Consider the following 21,493-nt stretch of genomic DNA (forward strand, 5'->3'; position numbering starts at 1 on the left):
TATCACTCATCTTTAATTATTTAATAAATTTATAATTTTAAAGTTTATTCTTCAATAGTTACCTGAAAATTAAGTAAAAAATAAAGTCTATTTATACTTCTTTTATGTATAACATTAGCTGGGGCATTAGAGAGTAATAAAAAGACTTTTGTATCCCAATTTGTATTCCTGAAAATTAATTTTTATTATTGAAAAAGATATGTTTTCAGGCCAATTGTTGCTATCCCATCAAAATATTTTAAATAAGTCATATATTTATCGTGAGCGGCTTTTTTATGGGTATAATTTTGATGCAAATATACTTTTATAAAACAAGAGTGAAAATCTAAATTTTATTGGTTTTGAAAGGTGTGAAAAATTCTAGAAACGTAAAATAACTAATCTATAAGTATTTTTTTTGAATAATTGATTTTTTTTAGTGAAAAATGTAATTTAATTTTTTTATTAAGCTAATTATAAATATGAATCAACATATTAAATTTATCAAAGATCGCGAAGAAGCAATTATTGAGCCGTTCAAAGGCGATTTATGGGGGCGTAAGCAACTCAGTGAAAAATTAACTCACTTCGTTTCAAATTTGCAATGCGGAGCTACAATTGCTTTAGATGCAGAATGGGGAGCAGGCAAAACATGGTTCGTAAAAAATTGGAAAGCTAATTTAGAAAAGAATAATTATAAAGTTATTTATATTGATGCTTTTGCACATGATTTTGTTGAAGATCCATTTCTAATTTTATCTATGGAAATCCTTAATGTTGTTGAAGCTGATAAAGCAGTTGTTACGAAATTTAAAGATCAATTTATTAATGCTTATCATGCGGTTCTTCCAAATTTACCAATGCTTATTTGGTCACTAGCTATGACATTGATGGGGGCGGGATACTTTAGTAAAAGTGTTCAGGAAACTTTTACAGCAGTTAAAGAAGCTACTGGTGAAGCGGGAGAAAAAGCAGGAGAGCTATTAGAAGATGGTTTAAAAGAGCACCTAACGGAGTTGGTTGATAATTACAATACTAATAAAAATGAATTGAAATACTTTAAAGAAGCATTAGGTAACTTGGTTAAAGACTTAGAAACCCCATTAATCTTTATTGTAGATGAGCTAGATCGATGTAAACCTGAGTTTTCTATAAAATTAATTGAAAGAATTAAGCATTTTTTTGATATACCTAATATTGTTTTTGTACTTTCAACGAATAAGGCTCAATTAGGAGAATCAATTAATAGTTTTTATGGGTTTAAGTCCGCGAATAGTTATCTAGAGAAATTTATTGATTTAAATATCAAATTTCCAAAACGAGAAAGTGGTAGCTATATTGAAGTTATTAAAAATTACACACAAAAATTTAATTTAAAATTAAATAATACAGATATTTTATTATTATCAGAAATTTTTAATCTTAACTCACGAGATTTGATTAGAGTTTTACAAAAAATGGCACTAATGAATAATTTTTATTATGTTGCATCTAGGACGATGGCTTTTATCTACTTAGCAATGGAACAAAAATCTATGCATCCTAGTCGAATGACTGAAAAAGAATTTTTAGATATATTTATTACCCTATTGAGTCAGTATTCTAAGAATCGTTCTTCATTCAGGCAAAATAATTATGATTATGAAAATTTAGTTAAATTTTCCAATCAATACTATGAAAACAATATAAGTTATAATGATTCAGGATTGACTTATTTAATTAAATATTATTATTTGGAATATACGGATGAACAACTTAGCGAACAAACAAAAGAATTTAAGAAAAATTTGAAGGCGGAGCTAATGGCTAGCCATTCTGATAGGGGGGATGATTTTGTTAAAAGTTGGGACAATTATATAAATTCAGGATTTATTATTAATTAAATTTATAACATGGATTTAATTAACAGAAAAAACTAATTAAATTAAGTTTTATTGATACTACTTATATTGTGATTCTAAAAGTAATCTGAGTTAGTGTGGTGATAATAAATAAATCGATAATTATAATAGGGTACTTAGCAATGTTTCTTTTTTGATAATAGACTTGTTTTTATCTGAGTTCTATTATTTATACTGTATTAAGAATAAGTAGTAGAACTTTATAGGTGAATTTAGTAAGTACTAAAACTAATAATATACTGCGCATTACAATAAAGTAAGTAAGAGCTCTGCTGAGCTCTTTTTTATTTAATTAGATATGGGCTCTTCAAGAGTGGATCTTTCAATTGCTTCAGCTTCTAATAAGTACAATTCGTTAATTAAAAGAAACTCTCTAAAAATTTGGGTATAGTTTCCATTTGATTCTCGGTGTGCTCGTGCATTTCTAAAAGCTTGATAAGTACCAATGAATATATTTGCTCGACCAATATTTTCGCCATTATTTGGAACATTCCATGTAAGGGACGAGCTCGGAATATTGAAAGCTTTAGACATTAAAGTATTACTATGCTCATTGAGTCCTGTTCTTGTTCGAAGTATATCTTCTAGACGTTTGTAAGCTTTTAGAAGAGCAGAGTCAGGATCGTGCTTAAAAAGTAGAGCAAGGTCAAAAATTCTATTATCTAAAATTGAATAAGGTAGTTCCAGAGGATAGTAGCGTTTACGCTTAAGAGTTTCTGAAACTTCTTTTGTAAATGGATAGATATAATCGTGTAGTCTGATTGGACGGATGATTTCTTGTTTAAATAGAAGTTCAATTTCTGAGTCATTTAAAGTTGAATTGTTTGTCTTTCTTAAAATTTTTGAACTTACCAATATTTCTTCAGTTTCTATTTGATGTCTTTTTAATAATGTTAGTGCTGTTGCTAAGCCTCTAGGGCCTTCACCCATATATCCTGAGGTAAAACCTGAGCGTATTACATAAAAGCTCTCATTTTCGTCTTTAATAATAAAGGCATGAGTCTGCTCATTGGTAAGAAGCAAAGCATAGGTTAAATCTGAATGAGTTTGAATTAAATTACAAAGACTCATTAGACAGGTTTGAGTTATTCCCTGATTTCCCCAAAACTCTACGTGATAATAATTTTCAGTTTTAAACATTTGAATAATTAGTAGTTGTTAAATGTAGAGTGAATAATGAAATATAATTTATTAAAAATCTATAGCTTATGGAAATATGAGTTCACTGTAATTTTTTAATCTTAATTTATTTAGAACGATCACGTTCCCCCTAAGGCCCCCGTGCCACAACAGAACTTTAATTTTTTGCGCTGATTTAAAGTCATCCACCATTGCGGCACAGAGATAAGGGAGCTAAGCCAAATGCTTAGCCCATGTCATTTTTATCGCACCGCCGCATTACACTAAAAAAAGTAGGGGCAAAGTCCTGTGGGAGAGCAGGACTTTGCAAACTGACATGTTCTAGACGTTGCATGAGCTGAGGCGAATACACTTGTTCAAGCCGTTGGTAAATACAGTCGCAACTGGCTTGGGTATGCCCACCCGACAGGCAAATTTTTTCAAACTCCTGCTGCGTGCGTAGGTCACAACCCGAAACGCTGTAATCGCCGACAACGAGGCCTAAAACTAAAATAGTTTTATAAAATTTCATATTATTCTCGTGATGATTTGGGGATATCTCAATGAGAAAAAATAAACCGCTATATTTTAAGTTTTAAAATCATTTTTAAAGGCAATAGTTAACCCGCCTATAAAAGCAATAAAATAAAATGACTTAAATTTTAAAATAAAAATAATTTATAAATTTGAAAATTTAGATAATAGAAAACCTAAATTTTAAATAAATAAAAAGGTTATAAGGGAGAGGGGATAAGTTTATATCGTGGCATGGTCAACTCCTTAAAATGTATGGAGCTCTACCACCAAAAATCACCGTCAATTGATTAGGGTGGTAGAACGAAAGAGGGTTGACAGACCGGACATACAGAACCAGCACACCCGAAGGTGTCCCCCTTCCGCCCTACCGCAACGTGAGGGGGACGGTGGTTTTTACACACAGATCTCCCCCTCAGAAGGAGCAAATCTGATGCGCTGTATGTATAGCGGTCTGTCAAAACCGACTGGCAATGTAGGCCAGCGGGACCATAATAATCATAAGTTTTTAATAGGTCAATTCAATTTAAATAAAATATTATAAAAATTTTAAATATAAATTTATATTTTAATTAAACTCAAAAGTTAATATCTATAAAGCCAAAAATTAATAAAAATAATAAAGCTAAACTAAACGTTTAGCCTGTGCTTAAAATGTATAACGGTAATTAATAAATACACGGTGCTGGTCTTAGCCTTTAAGAGGCTTACCATGTATTTTTTCTATAAAAATGAGTATTCTATTTCGAAATTACAGGACTTGATGATATGAAAAGATTACTTTTATGTGGGGTAATAGCGTTTTGTACTACATTACATGCTAAAAATTTAACTTCAATTAATGACATCTATAAATTAAAAGATAAACAATTTGAAGAATGTGAGGTCAATGGTTTTAGTTTGCTTAAGTTAGATAAGGACTTAACGATTGGCCTTATTGCAAGGTTACATCCCTTTGGCGTTTTAAAACCTGGGGATTTTGATATGAGCGCTTGTCTAACAAAGAGAAATTTACAGGAAAATGTTATAACGACCTATTTTTGGCAAAAGAATCAAAAATTTGTAGGACAAAATCTTAAAAGTTATGTTGCCTATGACAGTTCTAATAAAAATATCTTAGTTATTTTATTAGATAATGATTTAAACACTTATATCTTAGGTAACCGCGACCAATATCTTATCGATGCATTAAAGAACAGTAGAGACCCAAGTGATGTAGCTTTTAGTCGTATTAACTGGAGTTCTACTAGATCTTTTAGAGATCTTGGACCAAACAATGTAATTCCTACTAAAGATGATCTACTTCAAATGCAGGAAGAAAAATACCAGATCGAAAAAAAAGATTTATTGTGTAAAGCTGGTTTTGAGATGGCTGAAAATATTATGAAAGCACGTCAAGCTGGAGTGAGTAAAACAATGCAGTTAGACTCAAATGAGCAGAATCTTTATAGATATCCTGAGTACTCAAAATATAAAATGGATTTAATAAATAAGGCCTATGATGAACCCATTCATGAAAACTCTATAGATAAATATGCTGTTAGTAAGGGATTTGCCTATAAATCATTTTTTGAATGCAAAAAAAGAGTATAGAGCTTAATTCCATAAGCTGAAAGGCTGTTTTAAAGCTAAGCGTTGAGCTTAGCTTGAACTTAAAATGTATAACTGTAATTAATAAATACACGGTGCTGGTCCCAATCTTTACGAGACATACCATTTATTTTTTCACCTAGGTTTGCATTTTCGAACTTTGACTCATAATGCAAAAATGAATAACGCACATCTAAGTTTTTCACCCATGGCAAGGCATAACTTACTGTAAAGTCAAAGTAACGCTCTTTACCATCAATATCACTGCTAATGTTACTTTGGTGAGCGCCAAAGCCATAAATATACTTCGCTTCGGTTTTTAAACCTTTCACGTAGTCTTTCCAGTTATATTTCAAGCGAAGGGCAACGGCGGTTTCATCGTTATTGGTAAAGTCAGGGCCAATGGTCGCAGAGGTCGGAAACGGGTTGGTGCCGTGGTCTTGCGTTAAAACCGAGTTGCGGGCCGAGTGCACGGCAAAGTTATCTTCTATCCAAAAACCATCAAACTTTGAAACGGCAATGCCACCTTCGAGATTATTCTTGGCCACATTTACATCTACAAAATAACCATTCCCACGGTTGTTAATGTCTTGGCCTTTGGTACAGTCCAGCTCGGACTCGGCACTGCATTTAAACAGCTTGCCATCGTCACGCGAGAAAAAAGCACCTGTGTTAAATGTCCACACCAAGCCATGCAAGGGCAGTTTATATTGAGCAATCGCCCCGTACTTTTTTAAATAATCTTTGCTATTTAAATATTCGATATTCATGCTCCAGTTTTTGTACTGATACTTGGCACCCAGCAAACCGACATAATCAATGCGCTCGTCATTTTCAGTCACCAGTTTTTCAAATGAGTCCATGCTGCGCGGTTTCCAGCGGTCATAGTAAGCCATGTAAGTCTGTAGCTGATCATTCAATTGAAACTGTCCACTCGCACCCGAAAAAGTATCGGGCACTGCGCGGTTATTGGTGCTTTTAAGCAACAGTGAGTCTTGCAACTGACGGCCTAATTTAATTTCGCCTTTATCGCCCAGTTTTGCTTTGATGTAGAGCTGTCCTAAAGTTGCAAAGTTTTGCTCAAGCTTGCCATTATTTTCGACTTCTAAAAGCTGAGCGCTCGGCTTGCCAGAGTCAAATAACTTGGTGACTGCATAGAGTGAGCCATCTACCCCAAGCCAGTCCCACAAGTAAGGTGACTGATAATTTAACTCAAGCCCTAAGGCACTTTGTTCATATTCACTCGACGAAGGTGAAGGGTTGGCAAGCGTGGGGTGGGCAGTGCCTTCATCGTTCCAGTAACGGGTGTTAAGTTTTAATTCTAACTTGCCAAATTCTTGAGGAAGTTCTGCATACGCATTGCTCACACTGCCTAAGCCAATACAGCCCCATAGCAAATATTTATTCATTTTAAATTCCTTTTTTAAGTATGAATAAGCCCTTTGCCTAACGCTGGGTTAGGCAAACTTTTTATGAACTGGATGAATTAAGGAGAGAGTTTTTCGAGCACTTGGCCTTTGGTTTCAATGGCAAACAAGAAGGTCACTAGGCCACCAATGAGTGCCACAACCGCCAGCACACTGAACACATATTGAATGCCGTAACCACCAACAACCAGACCCACCATAACAGGGCCAATTGCAGAGCCGGCACGTAACCAAGCGGTACTAAAACCAATGCCCATCGCACGTAGGCGAGTAGGGTAAAGTTCGGCAGCGTAAAGGTATAAAGAGAATGAAATCGTCTGCAAAATGGCATAGCTAATCGTTGCGAAAATTACAACTTCCATCGCCGATTTTGCGCCTAAAACCGAGAGGCTCATGAGTGGAATAATTGCCAAGAAAAACGCTGCACTGTACCAAGGACGGCGGCCGACTTTATCAATCATTAACGCACAGATAATAGAAGCAATCACACCCACACCCGAAGTAATCCAGCCATAACCTAAACTGGTTTGAAGCGACAGACCAAAGTGTTGTTTGTAGAGAGATGGCAGCCAAGTCACCATGGCATTGTTCACCATATACACGCAAAACCACATGCCCCACAGGGTAAAGGTACGTTTGCGGTAGATGCCACGGAACAACTCGCGCCAGTCGGTTTTTGCCATGCCTTGTGGGTTAATTTCTTTAACCACAGGTTCAGGCAAAGTTTTACCACTTTTGATGGCACCATCTTCAAAGCTTTTAACAACTTGATCTGCTTCTTTAAAACGGCCTTTCGAAGCAAGCCAACGTGGTGACTCAGGCAAGAAAAACCGTAAAGGAATGACCAGTAAAGATGGAATTAGGCCTACAATAAACATGACTTTCCAGCCGTAAATTGGCATCAGAAAAAATGCCGCCATGCCTGCAAACATAAGACCAAGTGGGAATAAAACCTCATAGAGCAAGAAAAACTTACCGCGCTTTTCTGCACCAATAAACTCGTTAATGTAGGCACTCGCAACAGGCACTTCGCCACCTGTTCCAACACCTTGTAAGAAACGGAAAATTAACAGCGACATTCCGCTCCATGCAAACAGACAGGAAATGTCCATTGCCACAAACAGTAAAATAGTAAAAGACAGTACTTTTAAACGACCGACTTTTTCGGCAAGAGAACCCAAAAAGATCGCACCAACCAGTTGCCCGACATAGCCCGCGGCAATGATCGCACCGACGTAGGCAGGCGTGAGGTGCCATTCGGTAATGAGTTGGGGTAAAGCAAAGGCAATTGCTAGAACAGTATAAGCGTCAAAAAAGGTCGCTATACCAATGGTAATACGCATAAATTGCAACCGACCAGTGACGGGTAGCCGTTCAAGTCTTGCAATAATTTCCGCATTTTTTTGATGATGACTAATTTGTTCTACATCCGCTAGATTTGTCATCTTCTATCTCCTTATTACTACATTCCTCGTAGTTTTTTTGTTCTATTTCGCACTACCTGTTCACCACAGTTTGCATGCTTTTTATTATTGTTTTTAAGAGACATGCCCGATGTTTGGCCTCAGGCAGCGTACAGGAAAAAAAGGCTAGCGTACATGCTAGCCCGAATAGAATTTAAGCAACGGCTTGGGTTAAATCGACCTTGCCAATTCCGGCTTGACGCATCGCATCATGAATTTCTTGCTCAGCACCATCTGCAAGTGGAAGCAGAGGCGAACGCACAGTGGCATGGTCCAAAATTCCGCGAGCAACCAATGCATGTTTAAGCGCGACGGTGCCTTCCATGTGTGAACCGCGATGATAGACATTGCGAGTCACTGGTAATAATTGGTCGTGAATCGCACGAGCTTTAGCGTAATCTTTAGCTTTACCTGCTTTAATCATTTCAATTAGCAGTTCAGGGGCAATATTGCCGTAGCCAACCAATGCGCCGTCTACATCAAACATGGTGTGAAGCAAATATTCATCGTGGCATGTCAACACCTGTAAGTCTGGACGTTCACGGCGAATAATTGGAATTTCAACATCCCAGCGGCGCATATTACGCACACCATTTTTCATGGCAAATACACCTGGCTGTGCAGAAATGTCGAGTAGAGTCTCTAGGTCGTAAGTGGCCTTCGTTGCATCTGGATATTGGAATAAAATAGATGGCAAACCACTTTCTTCATAAATTGCTTTATAGCGGTCTTGTGGTGCGCCTTTTTGATAGCCAAAACGCAACCAGCCGTGTGAAGGGTAAATCAAACCTGCCGAAGCGCCTGCGCTCACTGCACGTTTTGCTTCTTCAGCTGCAACCGAAGTACCTTCGAGTGTAATCCCTGCGATTACCGGAATTTTGTCATTTACCGATTTAACAAAGCTTTCGATGACTTGCATTTGTTCTTTTTGCGACAAGAATGTTCCTTCACCTGCATGCCCAAGAACAACCAAGCCTTTCACACCATCAATACTGCCTAACCATGAACCTAAACGTTGAATTGCATCATGGTCTACTTGTCCGTCACGGGTAAAAGGAGTCACAGGTGCTGGGGTTAATCCACGTAAATCTAAACTCATAATCGTACTTCCTATACAGTGTAATTAAATATTCTCTGGTTCTTAATCTGACTTAAATCGTGTTGTAGAGAACATGATTGGAGTATAGAAATAGGTGAGCTATGTAGGAATTACCAATTCTTGAATTTCAGTTATACTGAAAATGTATGGCTCAAAATGCTGCCTATTTACGATTTAGGACGAATCGATGAATTATGAATTATGGAAAATATTTTTAGACGCGGTGGAACTCGGTAGCTTAAGCAAAGTCGCGATGCTGCATAACACCAACCAACCGCAAATTAGTCGGCAAATGAACGAGCTTGAAGCGCAATGTGGTGGTCGTTTGTTTAACCGAACTGGCCGCGGCGTCGAACTCACCGATTTAGGTCAGCATTTACTTCCTAAAATTCGTTCATGGCTGAACGTAACCGACCAACTGAATAATGAAATTTTGCATTCGACCGACACCCCGATTGGTACGGTTCGCATTGCAAGTTTGCCGTCTACGGCACATCCGTTGTTATCGACTCTCTATAAAGTCCTTCAAGAGAAATATCCCTTAATTAAACTGTCGGTACGTGAAGGGCAAGGCGTGCATTTAGAAAAATGGCTTGAAGATGGCAGCGTCGATTTAGCTATACTCTATCGGTTTAACCCAACGCCTAAACAGGGCGATGTTTACCTTACCGAAGCCGATACCTATTTGGTCGGCTGCGAAGGTGATGCGCTTACTCAGGCAAAAGAAGTCGAATTTAAAGAAGTAAGTGAGTTACCGCTAGTCACGTTTTGCAGGCCAAGTAACTGGCGCAATTTTTTAGACCACATGGCCTATGAAAATGGGGTAGAACTAAATATTGTGTTTGAAGCTGACTCGATTAGTTTGCAAACCCATTTGGTTTCCGAGTCTCGCATGTATACCATGCTGGGGCCACAAGCGTTAAAGAAGGCTAGCCAATACACCTCAATTCAAGCTGCAAAAATTATTAACCCCGCACTCAAGCGTTATATTTCTTTGTCTATTTCTAAGCACGGCTATTTAACGCCTGCGTGTAAGGCAGTGATGGAAGAAATTAGGAATTTGGCTGATTTGCTTTAATCAACCCATAACTTTATGACTGGCACTGTTGCATAGTACGCCTCATGGATTTTATAAAATCACGCGGTATCTCAGGGCTTTGTAAACTCAAACTTCCAAGTTTATGCATGAGCTTAGGAGAGTATTGGCGTTCTAAACGATGATAAATGCATGTACAGCTTGCACGGCTATGGCCAGCTGCGATGCATTTTGAGTAAAAATCACGGTGTGCATTACTTTTATAGCCAGCAGAGGCAATCGATACAAATAATAATCCACCTAGAAAAACTGAAAAATTATAAAGTGACATATATCTACTCTTGATTGTTGTTTTTCATTATCCATATCTTGGCATAACTTTTTCAGGTTCAAAACCAGTTGATATCAACCAGAGGCTTCATCATAGTTAGAACGGTTTTAGAGGTCAAATTGATTTGACATTAAAATGTCTAACTGAATACGTCATGTAGGTTTTAGAAATACATAAATATTATTAAGTAAAAATAATATATCTTACACATCATAATTATAAATAAGACAAGAAAATTATTTTAAAATAACTTTTAAATACAAAAATATTATTCTATTTATTTTGTTGATTATATTTAAGTTTATTAAAAATCTATAAGCTTCTTTGTTTGAGTGTGTTGGATCTATTTGTTAAAATAAAATGGATCATTTGTGGTTAAAATAACAGTGTTAAATAATATCTTTGATTTCTTAGACAAAATTGGTTTTGCTTCACAAAAACGGGCACTGCATATTTATCTTGCCAATCCTGAAATAAATAATCAGGTTTTTTTACAACGTGTTGATGGTTTTCATTCCATAAATGAAGGGCTTTCTGCTGAACTTATTTGTTTATCAACAAATCCTTATATTCCTTTAAAGAAGTTTATAGGTTGTCAGGTTGCAGTAGAACAAGTAACAGATTCGGGCACATTATTTAGAACGACAGGAATTATTACAGGGGCGAGTCAAGGACAAAGTGATGGCGCACTTTGCCTATATAAACTGACTATGCAAGATGCAACCAGTTTATGGCACAAACGACGTAATAGTCGGGTGTTTATGAACAAAAGTGCTGTAGAAATAATTGAGCTTATTTTTAAAGAATGGCAACACAAAAGTCCTTTATTTGCTGCGAGTTTACAATTAGATAGCAGTGGCTTAACCAAGAGTTATGATATTCGACCTTTTTCTATGCAGTCGAATGAAAGTGATTATGCGTATTTAACCCGTCTCATGCGGGAAGAAGGGATCAACTGGTTAATTGATGAATCAGAGACTATGGTCTTGAGCAATAGCCAGACGATTGGGCCTCAAAAACTACGCCTTATTGATCATAATCATGAGTATAAAGTCTTAGAGCGCCGAGCTATTCGCTATCATAGAAGTGATGCAACTGAACAAAATGACAGTATTACCAGTTTTATTGCACAAAGACAGTTGCAACCCACGGCAATCCATCTTCAACGTTGGCAATCAGATAACTTAAGTCAAGAAGATGCAAGTGGCAGTGTTTTAAGCGCACATCAGCATAGTTCACAACGTGATAATGAAAGTTTAAGTCTTGAACAGGCATGGACAATTGCACCTGCTTGGATTACGGACTTAAACGGAGAAGATCAGGCAACTACTTCAAGTAATAGTCAGATTGAAAAACTCAATAAACAATTAAATCAATATCAAGCTTTACAGGCAAAATATTTTATTGCTCAAAGTAGTGTACGGGATGCTCAAGTTGGCTATTGGTTTCAGTTAAATGAACACCCTGAACTTGAAAGAAATCATGAAATTTCTGATAAAGAATTTTTGATTTTAAGTAAGCGGTTTTATAACCAGAATAACCTGCCTAAAGATATACGTGATCAAGTTGAGCAACTATTAAGTTTGAGCTATTGGCAAGTCAGTCATGATCGAGCGCAAGAACGACAAGGCAATGAACTCATGGTTGTACGCCGCTATATTGATATTGTTCCAGAGTTTGAGCCATTAATACATCGCCCCTCGGCCCATGTGCAACGAGCCAAAGTAGTGGGTTTAGATGGAGAGGAAATTCATGTAGATGAATGGGGGCGTATCAAGGTTCGTTTTTTATTTACCCGTACCGATGATCATCAACATGATGGAGGTGCAGGAAGTAATGACAATGATACTGACTCGGCTTGGGTAGATGTATTAACTCCATGGGCAGGGGAAGGATACGGTGCTCGCTTTTTGCCACGAGTGGGTGAAATCGTTGTAATTGACTTTTTTGATGGAAATATTGATCGTCCATTTGTTACAGGCCGAATTCATGAAGGGCAACGGTCACCCACAAAATTTGATATTAAAGGTCAGCTACCCGATACCAAAAAGTTAAGTGGTATTCGCTCTAAAGAGGTAGGTGGGTCTGGATTTAACCAACTTCGTTTTGATGATACGACTGGGCAAATTAGTACTCAACTCCACAGTAGTCATGGGGCGAGTCAGTTAAATCTAGGTAACTTAAGTCATCCTAAAGACAGCGCTACAAGCGAAGGTCGGGGAGAAGGCTTTGAACTTAGAACTGATCAATGGGGAGCTGTACGCGCAGGTGACGGTTTACTGATTTCAACATATAAACAAAAAAATGCAGCTCATGATGCGCTTAATCTAGAGCAGACGATTGCTGATTTAAAAACACATAAAGGATGGAATACAGTTCTAGAAGATAATGTAAAAGAACATAAAGTCATGGCACTAGATGCTTTAGCGACATTGACAAAAAGTATTGAGGCTTTAGAGGCAGCAGGTAAAGAGGCTGAAGTTCAAACGTTAAAAGAAGCGATTATTATTCTAACGAGTCCAGCAGATATTACCTTAAACTCATCTAAAAATATTCTTCTTCAAAGTCAGTTAAATACTCATATTTCAGCTAAAGAAAATATTAATTTGATGAGTGATCAAAATACGGTTTTAGCAAGTCAAAAGAAACTAAGTCTTTTTTCTTATGAAGACCTTATGCAAATTATTAGTGCCAAAGGAAAGTTAGAAATACAAACTCATGAAAAATCAATTGAAATGATTGCGAATGAGGTTGTTAAAATTTTGTCTGTTAAATCCAATATTGAACTTACTTCGCCAGAAGAAATTACTTTAACTGCTAAAGAATCCCAAATCAAAATTAATGGAAGTGGTGTATTTATTACCACCTCTGGAAAATTTGAAGTTAAAGCAGGTCAGCATGTCTTTTTGAGTGGTGCAAAGGCTGACTTACCAAAACTAACGTGGTCATTTAAAGAAAAAACGGCGAGTTGTATGAAGAACGCGAGTGAATCACATGAAGCCTTCGTTGGTTTTGAGGGATAGTCATGGAAATTTTTACTCAATCGCCAGATTTTTTGGAAAATATATTTGCACCTACAGAAGAGGTTGATGAAAGCTTTTATTATTTTTTAATCGATAGTAGTTCTTTTTCAGGTGTGGATAGCTTTTGTAAGGATTTTCCATTTGATGGTGGGCAGAAAATAAACCTCTACTCAGATTTTTCTGAAAATCTACAAGAAAATGGAGCACTACTTTATTCTTTTACTCATGAAGAATGCATTAAGAATATTGAGCTAATTAAAAACATTAGAGACCAAGGTGGGCTGAATTTCTTCACTTCTTATTTTGAAATTGAACAAATTAAAGAACATCTTGATGAACTTATGGAAATTAAGCAACCTAATGGAAAAAGTGCTTTATTTCGATTTCAAGACAACTTTGCTTTTCATGCAACGGTAAGTGTATTGAATGAGTTGAAATGGAGAAAAATCTTATCATTTAAAATTAACTATTGGATTTGGCAAAATATTGATAATACTTTTCATCGTTTAGATAATGTTCCAACCAATCGCTCCATTCTTACGACATTAAGTTTTTCAGAGGATGAGTTTAAAGAGATTAATATTAATCTTAAACCAATGCGACTAATGCCTCTATTAAAAGAATATGATGAAAATTTAAAAGAGTTACCTTTTTATCAGCTCTATGAAATAGCAATAAACTTGCTTAAAGAGGCTAAAAAACAACAGTTGATCAGTTTTGAAGATGAAATTTTATTTAGTACTTTATATCACAAATTTGGTGAGTTCTTTCTTGCCGAAGGGCCTTTTAAAAAAGCTTTAAATAAAACTCAAATGACAGCAATGAGTTTTCAAAAAACGACTGATGAAATTGATTTAGAAGAGCTGGACGATTGGTATAAAAGATATCAAGAAGTTCAAGTCTAAATATATTTATTACAGAGATCATACATTGATAAAACCTCTAAAAATATTATGTTGTGCAGCAATACTTCCGTTCATGGTTGCCTGTCAGGCGGAAACGGTCGACTTAACTTTCTTAGTTTATAACTATAGTACGGAGGGGCTTGGCGAAATTCAGGTCAACGGTAAGGGAAGTACGATTGCTGATGGAGCAGAACGATTAGGCAGTGTAGGAGAGGCTGGAACAGCTTGTTGTGTTCATTTAATAGCAAACAGTGATACTGCCGATGTAAGCTTTTATACTGATCAAGGCGATGGCTATAAGCAGTACCATATTAAAGTTCTCGTAGAAAACCTCAAAGACACTCCCCAATCATATGCAGTTTTACATTATTTCCCAAATAATACAGGGGTAATTGAGGTCTCAATGCGTAGACCAAGTTTCCGTAAGGATTTATTTGATAAAGCACTAGGGAATAAAGCAAAAAATATTCAGTTAGATTCTCCAACAATGTGGAATACGATTCCTGAAAATGTAGCAGCCCGAATAGAGTATCCAGATTAAATACGACAAATTGGAATGAAATAATGAAGAATATTTTGAAATTAATACTGTCGGCAGCAATATTGCCGCTAATGGTTGCCTGTCAGGCCGAAACGGTCGATTTAACATTTATGGTTTATAACTATAGTACGGAGGGGCTTGGCGAAATTCAGGTCAATGGTAAAGGAAGTACTATTGCTGATGGAGCAGAACGATTAGGTAGTGTAGGTGGTTCAGGATCAGCTTGTTGTGTTCATTTAGTGGCAAACAGTAATACTGCCGACGTAAGCTTTTATACAGATCGGGGTGATGGTTATAAGCAGTACCATATTAAAGTTCCTGTAGAAAACCTCAAAGATACTCCCCGTTCTTTTGCGGTTTTACATTATTTTCCAAATAATACGGGGGTAATAGAGGTTTCAATGCGTTGGCCAAGTCCACGTAAAGATTTATTTGATAAAGCTTTGGGTGAAAAGGCTAAAAAGATTGTATTGGACTCTCCTGAAATGTGGAGCACTATCTCGGAAAATGAAGCAGCTCGAATAGAGTATCCCGATTGAAATTTTATAAATATCAAGACAACAGTTATGACTCAAGCAATACAAAATGAAACCCGTTCCGTGAGAGATATGCTTATAGCTGCCAAAGTTTTAGCAAAAGATGGTAAGGCTACAGAAAGCCCCTGTAAAACCTGTCATGTGCCGGTTTGGGTCAGTTTCTTTTTTGATGGTACAGGAAATAATAAAGATGTTGATGCGGCAACTTTAAACCAAAGCAATGTAGTCGCTCTTTTTGAAGCTCATAAACAGGCTCCATTAAATGGAATTCAAAAATTTTATTATGAAGGTTTAGGTACACAGTTCAGGTTTGATAAATACTCAGTAGTGGACTCAGCAAAAATAACTGCTGCTGCACGAGGTTTACAGGGTAAAAAAATTGATATTACCGATGCTGAGTGGCGTAAACATGGTTATAGCGAGAGTGGTAAAGGTGTACAAGGAGCTTTGGGGTTAGGTGTTGCATTAGGCATACAACAACGTTTACAGAAAGCTATTTTTGAGTTAGTTGCTTATTTGGATGATATTTATAAACAAAAAGGAATTACTGAAATCAATATTTCTGCTTTTGGGTTCTCACGTGGTGCAACAGAAGCTCGTATTTTTATGAACTGGTTACAGCATGCCCCGAATGTGACTACCCAAGGCGCAGGCAGTAGCAAAAAATTGTTTTATAGAGGTAAACCATTAAAAGCAAATTTTTTAGGTATTTTTGACACAGTAGAGTCAATTGGTAATGCTGGGCAAAATAAAAATCCTGAGTTATATAGAACACGTATTGAAGACTATATAGAGCATAGTATGCACTTGGTCGCGTCTCTTGAAATGCGGCAGTCTTTTCCTTTAACTCCCACAGGTAAACCTACGGCAAATACTGTAAAAGGGCTTATTCATGACCAAAAGGTTTACCCTGGTGTACATTCTAATGTCGGGGGAGGTTATATGCCTATGGAACAGGCACGTATTTTAGGTTTGTCTCGTATTACTTTACATGCTATGTATAACCGTGCCTGTGCTTATGGATTAAAATTTTTTACCCTGAATGAATTAAGTGCTTCCAAGCAACGTAAAATAGTTTTTACAAGATTTTATGCTTTTGATTCCAAATGGCAACAAGATTTAAATAATTTTATGGGATATGTCAAAGGAGGAACCTCTTTTGAACAGCAAATGCAGAGCCAAATAGCGTTATATCATCAATGGATACGCGAAGGTGGATATGCTCGTTTTATTCATCGTAAAACGAGAGAGCGAATCGGCCGAAAAGAAAAAATCACTGCTATAACAAAACTCAATGATGGCTTGTTTGAAAATATTCGTCAGGCCCTAAATGTTTATGTACCAGAAGGTGCAAGACCGTATGATGTGATAAAAGGCAGAGATCGCAAAAGTACTTTACCAAAAGAAGTGATTTACTATTTTGAAAACTATGTTTGTGATTCAGTCGGTGGCTTTATTGCTGAAGCCAGTGACTTCCAAGCAATTCTCAATGATGGTAAAGCACCTAATTATTTTATCTCTAGAGGAATCGTTCGACCTACTTAATTCAATAAAGCAATTTGTATTATTCCTAAACAAGAGATATCGCAAACGCAGTTTATTGATGCTTATGAACAAGCTCAACAGACAGATAGCTTTTTAAATGCATCTTAGAGATGCATTTAAAATACCTTAGCTTTAAAAATAAAAAAGCTAATTACATTGTATCTTGTGTAAATACAATCTGTCTTAAAATGAATAGCTAGGTTTTTACATAAAGATCTGTTGTTATAAAGACGGAAGTTTATATTAAATTTCTGACAAAAAATTTCTAATTAAAAAACCAGTATTTGATAGGAAGTGTAATGACAGATACCCCAATTAAAAAAGACATAGAAAGTACATGGGCAATATGTCGAGATCCTGTTTTACTCACCATGGTGGGTGGGGCAATTGATACTATTGGCTTTATTGCATTGTTTGGCTTTTTCACCGCGCATGTGACGGGAAACTTAGTGTTGGCAGGGGCAGCATGGGTTAAAGGTGGCTCGGGTTTATGGATTAAGCTTGCGGCTATTCCACTATTTATTTTGACTGTTGTCATTACCAAACTGTTGATTGACCGCAGTCAGGTCAAGCACAAGACACTGTCTTATTTATTTTTATTTGAAGCTATTTTTCTATGTGCCTTTATGGTGGCAGGGCTTTACTTTGAGCCATTTAAAGATCCTGATGCACTAACAGTTGTAGTAACGGGTGGGCTAGGTTTAATTGCTTTGGCTATTCGTAATACATCAAGCAAAACCCTCATTAAAAATATTAGCCCAAGTACTATGATGACAGGCAACACTACCCAGCTTGGGATTGATATTGCTAACTTGCTTAAAAATAATAATGCGGCTAATCGGGCAAGTTTGCTTAAAAGTGCCAGTATTGTAATTGGCTTTGTGATTGGTGCTTTCTTAGGGGCGATACTTTATGTCTATTTTGATTTCTGGAGTGTAGCGCCGTTTATCTTACCAATTTTGTATTTTTCATATTTAGCTTCACAGCAAAAGTTCAACCAAGCTTAATTCGAAAAAATAACAAATTAGCCTGAATTAAAATGAGTTCAGGCTTTTTTTCGTAATAAAGGAAAATGAAAGCGGAGTCGAAATTGTTCGTTCACTGCTTTACAGGCATAATGACCAGATGGGGAATACATTCGATTAAGGAAGGCAGAATGACAAAGTCTTACCATTATTCAATCATAACAATAATGGCTTTGCTCAGTGGCTGTCAGGTCATTCATTTAAAAGAAAGTAATTTAAGCAATGCTTTAAAAAGTAAGAATGAAAGTATTCTAACCGACGGCACCTTAAGTCATCAAACCCAAAACTTACTGTATTTGGTCAAAGAAGATGAAAAAACTTGCCTACAAAATTTTGATGATTGTTTAAAGAAAATTCAGAGCCTGTCCGAAAATAGTAGCCGAGAAGAACGCTATGCCGCGCTGAGTGAAATTTACCTGGCAAAAGCTTTAGATGTCGGGCGTAGTAGCCAGTGTAACGTCATTAATAAAAGTAACAGTTGCGTTGAGCAAGAGTTAGCGCTGTTCGATAAAAGCTTACGCTATAGTTATGTCTATTTATTTGATTCTGAAGAGTCACCGTTTGATCGGGTATTTGACCATCGCCAAAATCAGGTACGTATTTTTTATAACGTGGCCTTGTCAAAGCTTATGACCACGTATTTTAATCATTTAAATACGCATCGTTTTCCGCCATTGCTGAAAGCAGATGGGCATGAGTACCATGTCAATTTTGACCACGCGTTAGATGTACAAAAAATTGAAGTCGATACTTTTCGCTCCAGCTATAACATGAACTTTTCCGGTTTTAATACCGTCAACCGTAAGGATGGTTTGGGGGCAGAGTTTATTGTTGGGCGTAAAGAAAATGATGTGAATCACGGCTTCATTTTAGACCCAGATAATTTTTATGCTCACCAAGCCAACCCTAATATTCATTTACCACGCTTCTTTCCAGCCACTGCTATTGCATACCCAAAACAAAAAGCCACAGCCGATCAGGTGATTGCTGGGGCAGAGTTAGAAATTGCGATGTTCGATCCATATCGACAAGACCGTGTAAAAATTGAAGGTGTGGACTATCCACTGACTGCAAACTATTCGGCTCCTTATGGGCTTTGGTTGTCGAAATATAATTTAGGTGCGGCAGGTTATTGGTCTTTAATTAATAAAGAAGCCAATTTAATCATGCCGCATTTATATATGCTGGAACCTTTTAACCCGAATAAGAAAATTATTGTGTTTGTTCATGGTTTAGCAAGTAGCCCAGAGGCGTGGGTGAGCCTAACCAATGACATTATGGGCGATGCTGAATTAAGGAAAAATTATCAGGTTTGGCAGGTGTTTTATTCAACCAATATGCCAATTTTTGAAAGTCGTTTTCAGATTTATTCTTTGCTGAATCAGGCTTTTCAAAACATTGCCAAAGACAGTTATGCTGCACACGATGCAGTGCTGGTCGGGCATAGCATGGGTGGAGTGATTAGCCGTTTACTGGTGAGCAATGCCGATGTTTCAGAGCAAGCCATGCAAAAAATGAATGAAGCACAGCTAAACCGTTTAAAAGAAAATCCAGTAATTCAAGAGCGTTTTCAGTTCAAAGCTTTGCCATATTTTAATCGAGTTGTGTTTGTTTCGGCACCGCATCATGGTACAGACTACGCTGACCGATGGTTTACCCAAATTGCCCGCCGTATTATTCGTTTGCCCGCTGATTTTTTTATTGCGGTTGAAATGCGAGATGAGAAAAATACAAAACTCAGAAAAGGCTTAATTGAAAATGGGGCGAGTAATTTAAGTCGCTCTTCTAACTTTATGCAGTTGACTCAAGCCATTCAACCATCGCCACAAGTGGTCTATCACTCGATTATGGGCAATATTAACGGGACAACTGATAAGTTAAAAAGCAGTGATGGAATTGTGCCTTATCAAAGTTCACACTTGGGTGGTGAACAGTCAGAACTAATTATTAAAGGTGGACATTCGATTCAAACTAGCCCTGAGGCAATTTTAGAATTACGCCGTATTTTACGATTGCATTTAAAGCAGTCGCAGCTTTCAAAGTAGAGAGTTTTATTCTTAGAAAACCACTGCTGAACTGGGTCAACAGTGGTTGAAATAATTAATTTAGCTGATTTTGTTTGAGCGATTTTTTATGCTCAAAGTAGCTGATTGAAAAAATAATCAAGCCGACCAAATACAAGACACCAGACAACAGCAGTAAGTCTAAACCTGCTGCATAGAGTAACCAAAGCGCATAGATTGAAGCGACACTTGCAATCGCAATATGCGGCATGCGTTTATGGCGAATGGATTCTTTAAGGTAAAAAGCTGACACCAGAAAATAAGGCAGCAAAATCATGACCGATGAAATCAATAAAAGCTGAGTGTAGTTTTTATTGAAAAAATACACGGCGATTAAAGAACCTTGTACGACCAGTGTCGTCAACCAAAGTGATGAAATGGGTACATTATTTTGGTTATTCTTTAAAAATAATTTCGGGAAAGCACCATTTTTTGCAGCTAAAAATGGAATTTCAGTGGCAAATAAGGTCCAACTTAAGTAAGAGGATGCAACTGAAATAATCAACCCGATGGTAATAATGATGGTACCCGGCAAGCCAATCAGTTGCTGTAAAATGGTCGCCATAGATGGGTTATGCATGCCTGCAAGGGCTTCACGACTCGCCACCCCATAAGCCAATACTGTCACCATCACGTAAAAACTTAATGCTAGCAAAACACCTAAAATAGTTGCTTTACCAATATCATGACGTTTTTTTGCACGCGATGATAAAACTACAGCACCTTCAATACCGGTAAATACCCAAAGGGTAATCAACATCAGGTCTTTCACTTGCTGCCAAAGTGGAACTTGCAAAGAAAAGTCATGTAAGTTGAGTTTGAATAGATCAAACTTAAAGGCAATGAAGGTAAAGAAGATGAAAACCACCATTGGAATAATTTTGGCAATGGTTGCCAGTAAATTCACAATCGCCGCTTCTTTAATGCCTCGACTCACTAACCAGTGTACCAGCCATACAAAAATGCTTGAGCCAATCAGTGAATAGAGTGTATTACCTTCACCAAAAATAATATGGTCTTTGCTGTCGGTAAACATGCCGACGCCTGAAAAGGCAATCACCACATAACCCACAATACCAATGGTAGTACACAACCAATAGCCCCACGCCGAGCAAAACCCGATCAGGTCCCCAAAGCCTTCGCGTGCATAGTTATAAATACCGCCGTCAAGGTCTGGTCGTTGACGCGTTAAATGCAACAATGAGAGGGCCAAGAAAATAATGCCGACCCCAGTAATGAGCCATGCAACAAGAAGGGCAGAGCCGTTGGCAACTTGAGCCATATTTTGGGGAAGACTAAATACGCCTGACCCCACCATAGAACTAAAGACCAGCGCTGTAAGAGACAATAATCCGATTTTGGCAGCAGACATGGCA

17 protein-coding genes are annotated in these 21,493 nt (G+C 37.1%); 10 read left to right on the forward strand and 7 right to left on the reverse strand.

The window, feature by feature from the left end; all coding sequences use genetic code 11:
• The first annotated feature begins 461 nt into the window (after positions 1–461).
• Positions 462–1,862 (forward strand): KAP family P-loop NTPase fold protein, encoded by a 1,401-nt coding sequence (locus AW165_RS07335; RefSeq protein WP_060465369.1) that lies wholly within the window; start codon positions 462–464, stop codon positions 1,860–1,862.
• 306 nt (positions 1,863–2,168) lie between these two features.
• Here AW165_RS07335 and AW165_RS07340 read toward each other — a convergent pair whose 3' ends face one another.
• Both AW165_RS07340 and AW165_RS07345 read right to left on the reverse strand, forming a co-directional pair.
• Positions 2,169–3,020 (reverse strand): TIGR02391 family protein, encoded by an 852-nt coding sequence (locus AW165_RS07340; RefSeq protein WP_060465370.1) that lies wholly within the window; start codon positions 3,018–3,020, stop codon positions 2,169–2,171.
• A gap of 226 nt (positions 3,021–3,246) precedes the next feature.
• Positions 3,247–3,531, reverse strand: coding sequence for a hypothetical protein (locus AW165_RS07345; protein WP_000675273.1), 285 nt, complete (start codon positions 3,529–3,531; stop codon positions 3,247–3,249).
• Positions 3,532–4,301: 770 nt separating this feature from the next.
• Here AW165_RS07345 and AW165_RS07350 point away from each other — a divergent pair.
• Positions 4,302–5,126 carry a hypothetical protein gene (locus AW165_RS07350; RefSeq protein ID WP_000826026.1) on the forward strand — a complete coding sequence of 275 codons (825 nt, stop codon included), beginning with the start codon at positions 4,302–4,304 and terminating at the stop codon, positions 5,124–5,126.
• A gap of 59 nt (positions 5,127–5,185) precedes the next feature.
• Here the strand turns inward: AW165_RS07350 and AW165_RS07355 are convergent, their stop codons facing one another.
• The 3 genes from AW165_RS07355 to AW165_RS07365 all read right to left on the reverse strand — a co-directional run bounded on the left by AW165_RS07355 (position 5,186) and on the right by AW165_RS07365 (position 9,112).
• Entirely contained in the window at positions 5,186–6,532 is a 1,347-nt protein-coding gene (locus tag AW165_RS07355; protein ID WP_060465371.1) for an OprD family outer membrane porin, read from the reverse strand.
• A 77-nt stretch (positions 6,533–6,609) separates the two neighbouring features.
• Positions 6,610–7,995, reverse strand: a complete 1,386-nt coding sequence (locus tag AW165_RS07360; protein ID WP_060465372.1) for an MFS transporter — start codon at positions 7,993–7,995, stop codon at positions 6,610–6,612.
• 172 nt (positions 7,996–8,167) lie between these two features.
• Entirely contained in the window at positions 8,168–9,112 is a 945-nt protein-coding gene (locus AW165_RS07365; protein ID WP_060465373.1) for a dihydrodipicolinate synthase family protein, read from the reverse strand.
• A gap of 187 nt (positions 9,113–9,299) precedes the next feature.
• Between AW165_RS07365 and AW165_RS07370 the strand changes: the two genes are divergently transcribed.
• Positions 9,300–10,190, forward strand: coding sequence for a LysR family transcriptional regulator (locus AW165_RS07370; RefSeq protein WP_060465374.1), 891 nt, complete (start codon positions 9,300–9,302; stop codon positions 10,188–10,190).
• A gap of 13 nt (positions 10,191–10,203) precedes the next feature.
• Here AW165_RS07370 and AW165_RS07375 read toward each other — a convergent pair whose 3' ends face one another.
• Positions 10,204–10,479: a hypothetical protein gene (locus AW165_RS07375; RefSeq protein ID WP_060465375.1), complete on the reverse strand. Its 276-nt coding sequence runs from the start codon at positions 10,477–10,479 to the stop codon at positions 10,204–10,206.
• Positions 10,480–10,865: 386 nt separating this feature from the next.
• On the opposite strand from AW165_RS07375, the gene AW165_RS07380 reads away from it, so the two are divergent.
• From AW165_RS07380 to AW165_RS07410, 7 genes are all read left to right on the forward strand, one after another.
• Positions 10,866–13,502, forward strand: a complete 2,637-nt coding sequence (locus AW165_RS07380) for a type VI secretion system Vgr family protein (RefSeq protein WP_060465560.1) — start codon at positions 10,866–10,868, stop codon at positions 13,500–13,502.
• 2 nt (positions 13,503–13,504) lie between these two features.
• A complete protein-coding gene (locus tag AW165_RS07385) occupies positions 13,505–14,407 on the forward strand; it encodes a DUF4123 domain-containing protein (RefSeq protein ID WP_060465376.1) in 903 nt (300 codons plus the stop codon).
• Between the two features lie 73 nt (positions 14,408–14,480).
• Positions 14,481–14,948, forward strand: coding sequence for a DUF3304 domain-containing protein (locus tag AW165_RS07390; RefSeq protein WP_060465377.1), 468 nt, complete (start codon positions 14,481–14,483; stop codon positions 14,946–14,948).
• 23 nt (positions 14,949–14,971) lie between these two features.
• Positions 14,972–15,487, forward strand: a complete 516-nt coding sequence (locus AW165_RS07395) for a DUF3304 domain-containing protein (RefSeq protein WP_060465378.1) — start codon at positions 14,972–14,974, stop codon at positions 15,485–15,487.
• 27 nt (positions 15,488–15,514) lie between these two features.
• A complete protein-coding gene (locus tag AW165_RS07400) occupies positions 15,515–17,029 on the forward strand; it encodes a T6SS phospholipase effector Tle1-like catalytic domain-containing protein (RefSeq protein WP_060465379.1) in 1,515 nt (504 codons plus the stop codon).
• A gap of 299 nt (positions 17,030–17,328) precedes the next feature.
• Positions 17,329–18,036 (forward strand): YoaK family protein, encoded by a 708-nt coding sequence (locus AW165_RS07405; protein ID WP_060465380.1) that lies wholly within the window; start codon positions 17,329–17,331, stop codon positions 18,034–18,036.
• A gap of 149 nt (positions 18,037–18,185) precedes the next feature.
• On the forward strand, positions 18,186–20,099 hold the full coding sequence (locus AW165_RS07410; protein WP_060465381.1) for an esterase/lipase family protein: 1,914 nt from the start codon (positions 18,186–18,188) through the stop codon (positions 20,097–20,099).
• 55 nt (positions 20,100–20,154) lie between these two features.
• Here the strand turns inward: AW165_RS07410 and AW165_RS07415 are convergent, their stop codons facing one another.
• Positions 20,155–21,489, reverse strand: coding sequence for a basic amino acid/polyamine antiporter (locus AW165_RS07415; protein WP_060465382.1), 1,335 nt, complete (start codon positions 21,487–21,489; stop codon positions 20,155–20,157).
• Positions 21,490–21,493 lie beyond the last annotated feature (4 nt).

The organism is Acinetobacter sp. LMB-5, assembly GCF_001541635.1.
Lineage (GTDB): Bacteria > Pseudomonadota > Gammaproteobacteria > Pseudomonadales > Moraxellaceae > Acinetobacter > Acinetobacter pittii.

Coding starts and splice junctions, on each gene's coding strand:
- AW165_RS07335 (WP_060465369.1), top strand. CDS start 462: ATGAATCAACATATTAAATTTATCAAAGATCGCGAAGAAGCAATTATT.
- AW165_RS07340 (WP_060465370.1), bottom strand. CDS start 3,020: ATGTTTAAAACTGAAAATTATTATCACGTAGAGTTTTGGGGAAATCAG.
- AW165_RS07345 (WP_000675273.1), bottom strand. CDS start 3,531: ATGAAATTTTATAAAACTATTTTAGTTTTAGGCCTCGTTGTCGGCGAT.
- AW165_RS07350 (WP_000826026.1), top strand. CDS start 4,302: ATGAAAAGATTACTTTTATGTGGGGTAATAGCGTTTTGTACTACATTA.
- AW165_RS07355 (WP_060465371.1), bottom strand. CDS start 6,532: ATGAATAAATATTTGCTATGGGGCTGTATTGGCTTAGGCAGTGTGAGC.
- AW165_RS07360 (WP_060465372.1), bottom strand. CDS start 7,995: ATGACAAATCTAGCGGATGTAGAACAAATTAGTCATCATCAAAAAAAT.
- AW165_RS07365 (WP_060465373.1), bottom strand. CDS start 9,112: ATGAGTTTAGATTTACGTGGATTAACCCCAGCACCTGTGACTCCTTTT.
- AW165_RS07370 (WP_060465374.1), top strand. CDS start 9,300: ATGAATTATGAATTATGGAAAATATTTTTAGACGCGGTGGAACTCGGT.
- AW165_RS07375 (WP_060465375.1), bottom strand. CDS start 10,479: ATGTCACTTTATAATTTTTCAGTTTTTCTAGGTGGATTATTATTTGTA.
- AW165_RS07385 (WP_060465376.1), top strand. CDS start 13,505: ATGGAAATTTTTACTCAATCGCCAGATTTTTTGGAAAATATATTTGCA.
- AW165_RS07390 (WP_060465377.1), top strand. CDS start 14,481: ATGGTTGCCTGTCAGGCGGAAACGGTCGACTTAACTTTCTTAGTTTAT.
- AW165_RS07395 (WP_060465378.1), top strand. CDS start 14,972: ATGAAGAATATTTTGAAATTAATACTGTCGGCAGCAATATTGCCGCTA.
- AW165_RS07400 (WP_060465379.1), top strand. CDS start 15,515: ATGACTCAAGCAATACAAAATGAAACCCGTTCCGTGAGAGATATGCTT.
- AW165_RS07405 (WP_060465380.1), top strand. CDS start 17,329: ATGACAGATACCCCAATTAAAAAAGACATAGAAAGTACATGGGCAATA.
- AW165_RS07410 (WP_060465381.1), top strand. CDS start 18,186: ATGACAAAGTCTTACCATTATTCAATCATAACAATAATGGCTTTGCTC.
- AW165_RS07415 (WP_060465382.1), bottom strand. CDS start 21,489: ATGTCTGCTGCCAAAATCGGATTATTGTCTCTTACAGCGCTGGTCTTT.